Here is an 11371-nt window from a genome sequence, read left to right as displayed (position 1 = left end):
GTGCCGGCCGCTGGCCGGCACTACCCATTACAGGGTGACCGTCTCCACCACTTCCAGGCCGTACCCGGCCAGGCCGATCTGGCGGCGCGGGGTGCCCAGCACGCGCAGCTTGCCCAGGCCCAGGTCGGACAAGATCTGTGCGCCGGCACCGTTGCGGCGCCACTGGCCCACGTCCTTGTCCTTGCCCGGCACCACCGGCGCCGGCTGCTGGCGCAGGCGGGCCAGCAGGGCTTCGCCATCGCGCGGGGCCGACAGCACCACCATCACGCCTGCGCCCTCGGCATCGATTGCACGCAGGGCGTCGGTGGCCGCCACGCCGAAGTCGTCACGGCGCCAGTGCAGCAGGTCGGCCAGCGGGTTTTCCACCTGCACGCGCACCAGGGTCGGTGTTTCCGCATCCGGCGTGCCGCGCACCAGGGCGAAATGCAGGTCGTGGGCGATGCGGTCGCGGTAGGTCACCAGCTTGAACGGGCCGAATTCGGTGTCGATGTCGCGCTCGTCCACACGTTCAACAGTCTTTTCGGTGGCCAGGCGGTAGGCGATCAGGTCGGCGATGGAGCCCATCTTCAGGCCGTGCTCGCGGGCGAACACTTCCAGTTCCGGGCGGCGCGCCATGCTGCCATCCGGGTTCAGGATCTCCACCAGCACGCCGGCCGGTTCCAGCCCGGCCAGCATGGCCAGGTCGACGCCGGCTTCGGTATGGCCGGCGCGGGTCAGCACGCCGCCCGGCTGGGCGATCAGCGGGAAGATGTGGCCCGGCTGGTGCAGGTCCGACGGCTTGGCGTTGGGCTTGACCGCGGTGCGGATGGTGTGGGCGCGGTCGTGGGCCGAGATGCCGGTGGTAACGCCCTCGGCGGCCTCGATGCTGACCGTGAAGTTGGTCTGGAACTGCGCGGTATTGGCCTGCACCATCGGCGCCAGGCCGAGGTCGGCGGCGCGGGTGCGGGTGAGCGGCAGGCACACCAGGCCACGGCCATGGGTGACCATGAAGTTGATGTCCGACGGCTTGACCAGCTCGGCGGCCATGATCAGGTCGCCTTCGTTCTCTCGGTCTTCGTCATCGACGATGACCACCATGCGGCCCAGGCGGATGTCTTCCAGGATTTCCGGAATCGGGGCGAAATTCATGCGGCATCTCCGTGTGGGTGCTGACCGTTGGTCGGCACACTGATCAACCGCTCCACATAGCGGGCGACCAGATCGATTTCCAGATTGACCGCACTGCCCACGCCGGTGGCGGAGAAGGCGGTGTTGGCCACGGTGTGCGGAATGAGGGCGACTTCAAAGCCTTCATCGTCCACTTCGTTGACGGTGAGGCTGACGCCGTCCACGCAGATCGAACCCTTCTTGGCGATGTAGCGGCGCAGCGAGGCCGGCGCGGCGAAGCGCCAGCGCTGGGCACGTGCATCTTCATGGATGGACAGCACCTGGCCGAGGCCGTCGACGTGGCCGCTGACCAGATGGCCGCCGAGGCGGTCGGTCGGGCGCATGGCGCGCTCCAGGTTGATGACCGCACCTTCGCCCAACTGGCCCAGCGTGGTCAGGCCCAGGGTCTCGGTGGACGCATCGGCCTGGAAGCTGCGGGCGTCGAATGCGATGACGGTGAGGCAGACGCCGTTGATGGCAATGCTCTCGCCCATCTGCACGTTGTCGAACGGCAGATTCCCGACATTGAAGGTGAAGCGGACATCGCCGCCGATGGACTCGCGTGCGGCCAGACGGCCGACGCCTTCGATGATTCCAGTAAACAAGTAACGTTCTCCGCGAAAAGTGAGCGAAAAACGCCGCAAGGCAAACAGGTGCACGCAGGGCAAGAGCCCTGTGGCACCGTCTTCTTTCATCCGGACTATGACCGTCGGCTCCGGCATTGGACCGGATCTGCTGACCCCCGGCCGTGAGCCGGGGCGCTCGCGGGCTCGTGCTTGCGCACCTACCGCCGGTGGGGAATTGCACCCCGCCCTGAAGACGTTTGTGTACCGGCGAACCGGCCAGCGCAGTGTACCAGCCCGTGCTGAACGGGGTCGGATCCCTTTCCGCAGGAAAGGGCTCTGACCCCATGGACCGGTGGCGCAGCAGCACTGGGGTCAGGGCCGTTTCCCGATGGGAAACGGATCCGACCCCCAACCCCGGTCCGCCCCAGCCTGTGACGGCCGTCTCTCGCATTTTGTAAAACTTTCATTAAAATCCGCAGCGGACGACATGAGGTCGCCACGGGCAGCCGCGAGGGCAGGCCCGCCAATGGACTGAAACTCACAGGAATTCCCATGCGCAAGATCCTGATCGTGGCCGCCCTGCTGGCCGCCGCCCCGTTCTCGGCTTCGGCCGAGGCCCTGAGCTACACCTACGTTGAAGGCGGCTGGACCCAGGTCCAGGTTGACGACAACCTGCTGGACGACCCGAAGGTCGACGGTGGCTATCTGCGCGGTTCGGTCGCGCTGGCCGAGCAGGTCTACGTGTTCGGTGGCTGGTCGCGCACCAGCAAGACCCGCCACTACGGCGAAGATTCGCTGAAGCTGGAACTGAACCAGCCGGAGCTGGGTATCGGCTACCACATGCCGTGGACCGACCGCCTGGACTTCACCGCCGATGCCGCCTGGGTGCGCCAGAACGCCGAATCGACCCTGCGTTATGACGGTGTGCGTTACCACGGCAAGGACCACACCAACCTGGGCCGCGTCACCATGGGCATCCGCGGCAAGCCGTCGCGCATGACCGAAGCCTGGGCCAAGGCCGGCTACATGGATGGCGGCAACAACTACAAGGGCACCTGGGTCGGCACTGTTGGCGGCCAGATCAACTTCACCAAGACCTGGGGTCTGGTGGGCGAGATCTCCGGCTACCGCGACGTCACCCAGTACTCGGCCGGCGTCCGCGCCAGCTTCTGATCCAACGGTCGCTCCTCGTCGTGCGATCGAACGGGCCCCGCAAGGGGCCCGTTTTTTTTGCCCCGCGCGTCGGCACGTGATCACAGGGCGCCGTCGGGCCTGCGCAAAGATGCGCTAGGCTTGCGCGCCTCTGGAACAGGAAACACCGTCATGAAGACCCCCTTGCGTACCCTGCTGGCCAGCGCCCTGCTGGCTGCCCCGCTGCTGGCCAGCGCCGCCCCGGCCACACTGACGCCCGAACAGGCCTTCGATCTGTATGCCCGCGTCCTGCTGGAAGACGACGCCGCCGCGACCCGCACCCTCAACGATGCGCTGAAGCCCGCCTTCGACGGCCAGGACGCGGTAACCCCGAACCCGGGCGCATTGGCCAAGGCGCTGGCCGAACCGTGGCAGGTCGTGCTTGCCAGCACCGGCGCCAAGGCCGACGCGGCCACCAGCGAAGCGCTGTATGCCAAGGCCCTGCGTGATTCGAAGTGCCGCGCCAGCAAGAGCGTGATTGAAGACAACGAATACGTGGACGACCAGAAGCTGGCGCGCATCACCTTCAGCTGCCAGGTGCCCGACCTGGGCAAGGTACGTCCGCTGTTCGCCGCCAGCCTTGCCGCCGACGCCAGCCCGGCCTCGCGCAAGCAGTTCACCGACGCCTACACCCAGGCGCTGCAGAGCGGCGCGCGCGTGCCGGTCAGCGGCACCTTCACCCTGTACCCGGCCAAGGACAACGGCTACTGGTACAGCGGCAACTTCGATGATCTGGTGGGCACCGTGACCGGGGCGCTGGCACCGTTCGAGGAATGGATGCAGGACGTGCAGGCGGCCAGCGCACCGAAGGTGACCGGCGTACCCGGCTGCGACCTGCTGCTGCAGCAGCACCGCAGCTGCGTGGCGAAGATCGCACCCGACCAGATCAGCGGCGTGGATGCGATGGCCGAGGAACTGAAGGCCAAGGCACAGGTCAAGTCAGCCGATGAGATGACGCAGGAGTGCAAGGCACTGCGCCCGATCGCCGAGATGATGTGGACCGACGAGTGCACATAAGCACGATGTAGCGCCGGGGCGTGCCCGGCGATTCCCTGCGGCCCTCAGCCGTCGTCATCATCGTCCGGATGTTCACCGAACTCCGGACGGTTCTGCTGGTATTCGCAGCCGTGCAGGGTCTTGCCGGGCGCCCACGCGCGTACGATGCGCGCGCGATCTTCCAGCCAGCCATCGGCCGCCGTGTCGGTGTCGTGGAAGCCGACGTAGGCGACGTCGTCCCAGCCGTCGTAGGGAGGAAGATCCCAGTCTTCAGCCAGGGCCTGCGCGATGTCTCCATCGAGCTCGGCATAGAGGGTCTGACCGAGCTTCACGAAACGCGAAACGGGCTTGCCGGCGATCATCAGCGGCGACGGCGGCGCCCACCAGGAATAGCCCTCTTCGTCCTCCCCAGTCTTCCAATCCCTGAAGCGCGGGTCAGCCGTGTGGGCTGACATGCCCACCGCCCAACCCGCCGTATAGGCGCGGAGCGCATCGGCCCTGCAGCTCAGCACATCGTCCAGCTCTGCAGCCACATCAATGCCTGGCGCGAACATGGTATCTGGCTCTTTGCCACGCCTGCGCAGCTGCGACATCCGGTCGCCATAGCGATCCTCGCAACCCATCAGCACGGCACCGGTATGGCTGGAGATACGCGATGCAGTCAGCGAGCGCACCTGGAAACCGAAGGCTCCTCTGTTTCGAAGTGAAAGCTCCCGAACGTGGATATGAGGGGCGACCGTTTCACTCAATGGCCGCATCTGCAACTGACTCGAAATCTCGTCCAGCGATACACCGTCGATGATCGCCATCACCGTTTCGGAAAGCACTGCAATGCGCTGCGTCGGATGGCCGAACACCGTGATTGACGACGGTAGAACGACTTCGCGCAGGGACGCATTGGGCTGCTCGGCGACGACCCACGAATCGAACGGATGCGCAACCTCGTCGCCCAGCGCGACCGCCCACAGGTGGCGCGACAACGGTTTCTGCACCGAAGCAGGAGCCCGGCACTCAATGACGGCGGTCAGATCCTGCAGCGCCTGTTCGCTTGTGATGGTACGCACGGCACCGGGCTCATCGCCATCTGCGAATGCGGCAGGTGAAACAACCATCCCAAGCGCAACGAGCGCAGGAAGCATACGGATCCGGAAGGATTGCGCCACGATGGTCACCGCTGTGGGAAACCCAGCACTCTGCATTCGCGTCACGAAGGCAGCTATGAAGAAAGTTTCAAATTCTCCCGAGGTTGCTGCCACAGACAGCAATCCGTAGATTTTCAGAGAAGTTGCATGGACCGATGCATGGAACGCCGCTGATCCTCAGCGAATCTTCCCGCTTCCGCCCACGCCATGTTGAGAGCTCTTTTCGCCCTGCTGCTGTGCGCGCCGCTGGCCGCAGATGCTGCTGCGCTGTCACTGAAAGACACCTTCGATGCCTATGCGCGCGTCATCACCCAGAATGACGAGGACGCCAAGGCCGCCTTGCGCAACAGCCTGCGCACGGCAGGCACGGACGACTACCCGGACATCGGAGACATCGTTGATGCGCTGTATGCCTTCGGAAATCTTGCCGCTGGGTTCGAAGAACCCACGGCCAGTGCCATCACCGCGCGCCGGAAAACCATCCACTGCCGTGCAGTCACGATCGAAGAGGACAGTTCCTCCCGTCGCGGCGTTGTGGACTATCAGTGCACGCTCCCCGATGTTTCTGGCGCCTTTGACGCCTATCGGGAGAATCTGGCTCGCTCACGCGCCGGGGACCCGGATGGCGATGCGTTCAGGGATTTTCTTGGGACCTATGCGAGAACCCTGCGCGACGCGCCTGACACCACGTACATGGCGAGGGCGGAGTTCTCGCGTATTGGCGACAAGGGTCCATGGAGCAGTGCGGACATGCTGTTCCTTGGCGTGAATCTACTGAAGGAGCTGATGCCGTTCTCCGCTTGGAACGAGCGTATTGAAGCTGAGGAAGACACTGATCAGGTCCGGGCAGAATAGAGGGCTTTCGAGATGCTCACCCACTTCCACAGTATCGCGCGCTCGGCCCTGCTTTTCCTGCAGGCCGTGCTGCTCGCGGGCTGCTCACAGGCCTCACAACCGCCAATGGCCGTACCCGGCTGGGTCGTCAGCCTGTCGCCGCCTCCCGGGTTCACCCTCGCCCCCAACTTCTCCGGCTTTGTCAGTGAAGATGGACGAGCCAGTATCCTGATCGCCGAACTGCCCGCCGAGGCCAGCAGCGCAGTCGGAGCACTCTTCGTGGATGAGCCCGCTGCGCGAAACCGCTTTGCCAGCCAGGGCGTCCACGTCGATCGACTGGAATCGCTCAGCATCGAAGGGCGAACGGTTCCCGTAGTCATTGGCAGCCAGGTGGCGCACGGTTACAGCTTCGAGAAGTGGATGGCGCTTTTCCGCGGCTCCCCCACTGTCATGATCACGGTGCAAGCTCCACGCGACCATGCACTGACGCACAGCCAAGCGATGCAGGCCCTTTCCTCGGTAACGATCGGCGCACAGGCCACACGCGAACAGAAGATTGCGGCTTTGCCTTTCACCCTCACGCCGGAGCCGCCGTTCCGGCTGATCGATACGCTCTCAAGCTCGGCAATGCTGCTCACGGCTGGCGAACTGGATACGGATCCCGAAGGCCGCCAACCCTCGGTGATTGTCGCATCCCAGCTTTCTCTCCCGTTTGCCTCGAACGATCTACAGAAGGTGTCCGATCAGCTGATTGCAGGAACTGTCAGGATTCAGGGCGGAACGATTACCTCAAGAAAGGACATGCCGTTCGGTGGTATCACCGGGCATCGGGTTGATGGGATAACACCGGACGGACGCCGCTACCGCCACTATCTCGCCCTCTGGCCGGGTGAGCGATTCGTGCGGTTGGTCGCCATCCTGCCGGCAGACAGTTCCAAGGCAGTGGAAGACGCGGTTGATGCCATGGCCGCTTCGGTCCGATTCCGCGAGCCATGACAACACTGGTGCCGACCGCCAGGCTCGCGCGATTCTGTAGCGCCGGGTCAAGCGCGGCACCTTTCCCAACGCCGCACATTTTCAGACACGTTGCATGGACCCTGCATGAAGTTCCCCTGATCCTCATGGCCGTCCCGGATCGCCCGTGTGCCCCATGCTGAAACCCATCCTCCTGCTGGGAGCGCCGCTCACCGCTGCCGCCGCGCCCCCTGCTGCGCTCTCACTGGAAGAGACCTTCGAGACCTATGTGCAGGTCATCGTTCGCGGCGACACGCCGTCGAAAGAGAAGCTGCGGCACCATCTGCGTGCATTCGCGAACAGCGACAGCATTGATGTGACCGTCAACGCCATCGATGCGCTTCAGCTGCCCAAGGCCGCCTTCAACGGTACGGCAATGGAACCGGTTGCCAGCGCTCTGGAGATGCGGCAGAAGGCCCTGTCCTGCACCATCACTGACATCACCCGGGAGACGGTGCATTCAACGCCACAGGCAACCGTGGCGTATCGCTGCGCTTTCCCCGACCTCTCGGGCTTCTTTCCGACCTACCGCGACGCGCAGAAGCGACGTGCCGACGTCGGCCGTGATGATCCCGAACACGCCAAGGCCCTCTTCGTGGCATTCGCCAACGCCCTGCGCGACGCGCCGGATCGCTCGCATGAGGGCAGCGCCGTGTTCCTGCAGGCCCGAGGCAAAGGTCACTGGATGCCCCTCGACCTGCCGTCGCTGGGTAACACGCTGCTGCAGCAGGTACTGCCCTTCGACGCATGGAACACGCGGATCGCAGCGGAATCCGTACCTGTGGTTACCAGCATTCCCACCTGCGACCTGATGATGGCCGACCAGCTGAGGTTCTTTGCCCGGCATCACCCGCAGAGTCCCTTTCTGAGCAACGGCGTACTGCAACGCAATCTGCTCAAGCGCGTGGAGGGAATGAGCGATGCGGAGGCGACGCGCGACTGCCAGATCGTCCATGAGCGCAACCGGGAGCTGTGGAACAGCGAGAAGACCGACTGAGGTCGGGGCGTCATGATCCGGCATCTGGTGATCCCGCTGCTGGGCCTGCCGCTCTGGGATGCGCCGCGCCGGGCATCGAGCGTCAAGCGCGTATCGAAACACTGTTCCAGCACTGGGCCATCGAGCTGTGCGATCTCACATAGCATCCTCCTGGTGTGACGTGCTGGCCGGATAGGGCGACGAAACGTGCAGCTCATCCGTGCCCGGCGCATCGTCACCGACGACCAGGGCGACTGCATTTTCAGAACCGTTGCATGGCCGTGCGCACACTGCGTGATCAATGCTGTTGTCCTCTTCCACGAGGGCAACAGCATGAAACACCGCACAACCTCGACCACGGCCCTGCTTGTCGCGCTGATGGCGTGCTGGCACGCCGAAGCGTCCAGACCCAGGACATTCTTCGTGCAACCTTCGGTTGCGTTCGAGTCGACCCAGCTGCGCGACCGCGACATCGACGCGCAACTGAGCGAGAACGACGATTGCCGCGCGTTCCTGCAGTACCACGATCAGTGCGCACCGTCGGTACTGCCGGACGAGTACGACCAGGGCATCAGCCGGCGCAGGCTGCGGTGGAAGTCAACGCAACTGACGGGAGAAGCACTCGGTGCCTACTGCCGTGACCTGCATCTGCTGTGGAAGCAGCAATGGAAAGAGCAGTGCCCCGCCCACGAGGACGAGGGCACCTGACAGCGCCGGAACGGGGCCAGTGCCCCGCCATTGCCTCACGGGCGCAACAGCAGCCGGATGTCCTCGCCGACCTGGCGCTGGTCAACCACGCGCAGGCGGCGCTGCTGGCCCATTGCCTCGATGCCCAGGCCCGCCAGCAACGGACGACCGTTGTCGCCCAGCAGCGTGGGCGCCTGGTACAGCAACAGTTCGTCCACCCAGCCAGCGCGCAGCAGCGCACCGGCCAGCGTCGCGCCGGCTTCGGTATGCACTTCGTTGATGCCACGCTCGGCCAGCAGCGCCAGCACCGCACCCAGGTCCAACCGCCCCTCTGCGCTGGGCACGCTGGCAAATTCGGCGTCGGCCGCATCCGGTGCGCTCACCGCCGCATCGTGCAGGTACAGCGTCGGCGCACCGCCCTCGCGCACACGGCTGCATTCGAGCGAACGCAGGCGCGAATCGAGCACCACGCGCAGTGGCGGCATCACTTCGGCACCGGCCAGGCGCACGGTCAACATCGGGTCGTCGGCCAGCACGGTATCGGCGCCAGTCAGGATCGCACCGGCGCGAGCGCGCCAGTGCTGCACGTCCTCGCGCGCAGCCGGCCCGGTGATCCACTTGGAGCTGCCGTCGGCCATCGCGGTGCGGCCATCGAGGCTGGCGGCCAGCTTCACCCGCAGCCACGGGCGGTTGCGCTCCACGCGTGACAGGAAGCCCTTGTTGAGCTCGCGCGCCGGCGCCGCCATCAGTCCTTCGGCAACCTCGATACCTGCATTGCGCAGCAGATCGAAGCCACCGCCATCAACCTTCGGGAAGGGATCGCGCATCGCCGCCACCACGCGCGTCACGCCCGCTTCGATCAGCGCCAGTGCGCACGGCGGCGTGCGCCCGTAATGGGCGCAGGGCTCCAGGGTGACATAAGCGGTGGCACCGCGGGCCTCGCTGCCGGCTTCGCGCAGTGCGAATACTTCAGCGTGCGGCCCCCCTGCGCGCTGGTGCCAGCCCTGCCCGACCACGCGTTCGCCGTGGGCGATCACGCAGCCGACCATCGGGTTGGGCCGGGTGGTATAGGCAGCGCGCTCGGCCAGACGCAGCGCGTTGGCCATGTGCAGGTGGTCGAGGACGGAGAACGATGGTGTCATGCGACCATGGTAACGCTGCCGGTGTTGATCCATGCCATCGGTGCCAATCCAGGTTGGCCCCCACCCAGGCAGAGGCGGTCAGCCCTTCTTCTTCTTGGTCAGGGCGATCACATCGCCCAGCAGCTGCAGCTGTTCGGTGCTGGACGGCAGGTCGCGCTCGAGCTTCTCGATCTCCTCGCGGAAATCGGCCACGTCCTCGAAGCTGCGGTACACCGAAGCGAAGCGCACGTAGCCCACGTGGTCGAGCTTGCGCAGTTCGTTCATGACGAACTCGCCAACCTTGATCGAGGGCACTTCGCGCTCGCCGCTGATGCGCAGCTGGTGCACCACCGCACGTACCGCCGCTTCGATCTTGTCTTCGGGCACCGCGCGCTTCTGCAGCGCGCGGTCGAACCCCGCGCGGACCTTGCGCTGGTCGAACGCTTCGCGGGTGCCATCGCTCTTGACGATGGCCGGCAGCTTCAGCTCGACCGTTTCCAGAGTGCTGAAGCGCTCGCCGCAGGCTTCGCATTCCCGCCGACGGCGAATCGTCGCGCCGTCTTCAGAGACGCGCGAGTCGATGACCCGGGTATCGGCATGTTGGCAGAAGGGGCAATGCATGGAACGCCTGGCTCAGGGAGCAATTGCCACGATCATGGCAGCGTCGCAAAGGTACCTGAGAAAGGGCGCCGCAGCAAATGCTGCCTGCGCGGAAGCGCCTGCATTCTGGCCACCCAAGGTGTGCGGCGAGTTCGTGATGTCCGGCTCAACCCGGTGCGGGCGGCGGCGATGCCACGCGTGACCAGCGCAGCCACGCCAGGTGCCCGGCCATCACCAACAGCGGTGGGCCAAAGCCGAGGAAGGCCAATGTCGAGATCTCCCCGTGCTTGAAGGTGAAGTACAACGCGGCGGCGACCACGCCCAACGCAGCCAGCACGCCCAGCGCCAGGCCGGCCCAGGCGGCAACCGGTGATTGGCGCAGGCCGGCAACACCGCGCCACAGGAACAGCCCGCTCAGCCACAACCACGACAGCAGGCCGATGATCCCGGCCGACGACCACAGCAGCAACAGCGTGTGCTCGTCGCCCGTCAGGTACTTGCCGTCCCATACGACCATCAGCCCCAGCACGGCACCCGTACCGCCTGCTGCCACGGTGGGCAGGCCCACCAGCAGGCCGGCAATGGCCATCCCGCGCTTGTGCAGGCGCTCATCCATGCGTTCGATGTCCTTCCATGGGCCACGTCATGCGCGGCGCTTGATCCACACCAGCATCGCCGCCGGCACCAGCATCGATGGGCCCAACAGCAACAGGGCGATGCCTTCGGCGTGGACCGTGATGCTCCACCACAGCGCCAGCCCCAGCGGGGGCACAGCGGCAAGACCGCCGGCCAGCAGCATCCACCACCAGAGGCGATGCACCTGCAGCCCGGCACGCCCCTGCAGCAGATACCCGGCGCTGAGCCACAACCAGGCCAGGCAGCCGGCAATGCCGGCCAGGCCCCACAGCGGCATCACCGTCACCGCGGCCAGCGTGCCATGGCCGAACTGGCCCAGCCCCGTCAGCAGCAGCATCGTCGCCGCGACACCGCCCACTGCCAGGCTGGGCAGGCCAAATGCCACCGCCAGGACGGCATACAGGTACTTGAGGCGGCGCTCATCCATGCGCGGGATTCCTGGTGACGGGGTCAGAGCCCTTC

General features: G+C 65.5%; 13 protein-coding genes and 1 riboswitch. Of the genes, 6 read left to right on the top strand and 7 right to left on the bottom strand.

The window, feature by feature from the left end:
• Nucleotides 1-27: 27 nt before the first annotated feature.
• Together ribB and ABGA94_RS05485 are read right to left on the bottom strand one after the other, a co-directional pair.
• The gene (ribB, locus tag ABGA94_RS05490) at nt 28-1128 is read right to left on the bottom strand and encodes a 3,4-dihydroxy-2-butanone-4-phosphate synthase (protein WP_005415266.1); all 1101 of its coding nucleotides are present in this window, start codon (nt 1126-1128) and stop codon (nt 28-30) included.
• Nucleotides 1125-1751: a riboflavin synthase gene (locus tag ABGA94_RS05485; RefSeq protein WP_005415265.1), complete on the bottom strand. Its 627-nt coding sequence runs from the start codon at nt 1749-1751 to the stop codon at nt 1125-1127. Before ABGA94_RS05485 ends, ribB begins: the two co-directional genes overlap by 4 nt.
• 74 nt (nt 1752-1825) lie before the next feature.
• Nucleotides 1826-1971, bottom strand: a riboswitch (FMN riboswitch).
• Between the two features lie 293 nt (nt 1972-2264).
• Here ABGA94_RS05485 and ABGA94_RS05480 point away from each other — a divergent pair.
• Together ABGA94_RS05480 and ABGA94_RS05475 are read left to right on the top strand one after the other, a co-directional pair.
• Complete coding sequence (locus ABGA94_RS05480; protein ID WP_005415264.1) at nt 2265-2885, top strand: hypothetical protein; 621 nt, start codon at nt 2265-2267, stop codon at nt 2883-2885.
• 150 nt (nt 2886-3035) lie between these two features.
• Entirely contained in the window at nt 3036-3920 is an 885-nt protein-coding gene (locus ABGA94_RS05475) for a hypothetical protein (protein WP_065178778.1), read from the top strand.
• Nucleotides 3921-3964: 44 nt separating this feature from the next.
• Here the strand turns inward: ABGA94_RS05475 and ABGA94_RS05470 are convergent, their stop codons facing one another.
• Nucleotides 3965-5155, bottom strand: coding sequence for a hypothetical protein (locus tag ABGA94_RS05470; protein WP_242441361.1), 1191 nt, complete (start codon nt 5153-5155; stop codon nt 3965-3967).
• A gap of 93 nt (nt 5156-5248) precedes the next feature.
• Here ABGA94_RS05470 and ABGA94_RS05465 point away from each other — a divergent pair, with 93 nt between their 5' ends.
• From ABGA94_RS05465 to ABGA94_RS05450, 4 genes are all read left to right on the top strand, one after another.
• Nucleotides 5249-5896: a hypothetical protein gene (locus ABGA94_RS05465; protein ID WP_197599288.1), complete on the top strand. Its 648-nt coding sequence runs from the start codon at nt 5249-5251 to the stop codon at nt 5894-5896.
• Nucleotides 5897-5908: 12 nt separating this feature from the next.
• Nucleotides 5909-6871 carry a hypothetical protein gene (locus tag ABGA94_RS05460; protein WP_375366606.1) on the top strand — a complete coding sequence of 321 codons (963 nt, stop codon included), beginning with the start codon at nt 5909-5911 and terminating at the stop codon, nt 6869-6871.
• Nucleotides 6872-7025: 154 nt separating this feature from the next.
• Nucleotides 7026-7886 carry a hypothetical protein gene (locus ABGA94_RS05455; RefSeq protein ID WP_069139488.1) on the top strand — a complete coding sequence of 287 codons (861 nt, stop codon included), beginning with the start codon at nt 7026-7028 and terminating at the stop codon, nt 7884-7886.
• A gap of 186 nt (nt 7887-8072) precedes the next feature.
• Nucleotides 8073-8573, top strand: a complete 501-nt coding sequence (locus tag ABGA94_RS05450) for a hypothetical protein (protein WP_005415258.1) — start codon at nt 8073-8075, stop codon at nt 8571-8573.
• A gap of 35 nt (nt 8574-8608) precedes the next feature.
• Here ABGA94_RS05450 and ribD read toward each other — a convergent pair whose 3' ends face one another.
• The 4 genes from ribD to ABGA94_RS05430 form a co-directional block, all read right to left on the bottom strand.
• Nucleotides 8609-9694 (bottom strand): bifunctional diaminohydroxyphosphoribosylaminopyrimidine deaminase/5-amino-6-(5-phosphoribosylamino)uracil reductase RibD, encoded by a 1086-nt coding sequence (gene ribD, locus ABGA94_RS05445; protein ID WP_065178779.1) that lies wholly within the window; start codon nt 9692-9694, stop codon nt 8609-8611.
• 78 nt (nt 9695-9772) lie between these two features.
• Entirely contained in the window at nt 9773-10294 is a 522-nt protein-coding gene (gene nrdR, locus ABGA94_RS05440) for a transcriptional regulator NrdR (RefSeq protein ID WP_005415256.1), read from the bottom strand.
• Nucleotides 10295-10439: 145 nt separating this feature from the next.
• Nucleotides 10440-10889: a hypothetical protein gene (locus ABGA94_RS05435; protein ID WP_375366603.1), complete on the bottom strand. Its 450-nt coding sequence runs from the start codon at nt 10887-10889 to the stop codon at nt 10440-10442.
• A gap of 27 nt (nt 10890-10916) precedes the next feature.
• Nucleotides 10917-11336 (bottom strand): hypothetical protein, encoded by a 420-nt coding sequence (locus tag ABGA94_RS05430; protein WP_053498101.1) that lies wholly within the window; start codon nt 11334-11336, stop codon nt 10917-10919.
• Nucleotides 11337-11371 lie beyond the last annotated feature (35 nt).

This window comes from Stenotrophomonas sp. 3diitr2024 (genome assembly GCF_042136455.1).
Taxonomy (GTDB): Bacteria; Pseudomonadota; Gammaproteobacteria; order Xanthomonadales; family Xanthomonadaceae; genus Stenotrophomonas; species Stenotrophomonas sepilia.
This window is presented reverse-complemented; position numbering and strand designations above follow the sequence as displayed.

What these genes read in the sequence shown, in the direction of transcription:
- ribD (WP_065178779.1), bottom strand. Translation starts at nt 9,694, where the DNA reads ATGACACCATCGTTCTCCGTCCTCGACCACCTGCACATGGCCAACGCG.
- ABGA94_RS05455 (WP_069139488.1), top strand. Translation starts at nt 7,026, where the DNA reads ATGCTGAAACCCATCCTCCTGCTGGGAGCGCCGCTCACCGCTGCCGCC.
- ABGA94_RS05465 (WP_197599288.1), top strand. Translation starts at nt 5,249, where the DNA reads ATGTTGAGAGCTCTTTTCGCCCTGCTGCTGTGCGCGCCGCTGGCCGCA.
- ABGA94_RS05475 (WP_065178778.1), top strand. Translation starts at nt 3,036, where the DNA reads ATGAAGACCCCCTTGCGTACCCTGCTGGCCAGCGCCCTGCTGGCTGCC.
- ABGA94_RS05480 (WP_005415264.1), top strand. Translation starts at nt 2,265, where the DNA reads ATGCGCAAGATCCTGATCGTGGCCGCCCTGCTGGCCGCCGCCCCGTTC.
- ABGA94_RS05460 (WP_375366606.1), top strand. Translation starts at nt 5,909, where the DNA reads ATGCTCACCCACTTCCACAGTATCGCGCGCTCGGCCCTGCTTTTCCTG.
- nrdR (WP_005415256.1), bottom strand. Translation starts at nt 10,294, where the DNA reads ATGCATTGCCCCTTCTGCCAACATGCCGATACCCGGGTCATCGACTCG.
- ABGA94_RS05435 (WP_375366603.1), bottom strand. Translation starts at nt 10,889, where the DNA reads ATGGATGAGCGCCTGCACAAGCGCGGGATGGCCATTGCCGGCCTGCTG.
- ABGA94_RS05430 (WP_053498101.1), bottom strand. Translation starts at nt 11,336, where the DNA reads ATGGATGAGCGCCGCCTCAAGTACCTGTATGCCGTCCTGGCGGTGGCA.
- ribB (WP_005415266.1), bottom strand. Translation starts at nt 1,128, where the DNA reads ATGAATTTCGCCCCGATTCCGGAAATCCTGGAAGACATCCGCCTGGGC.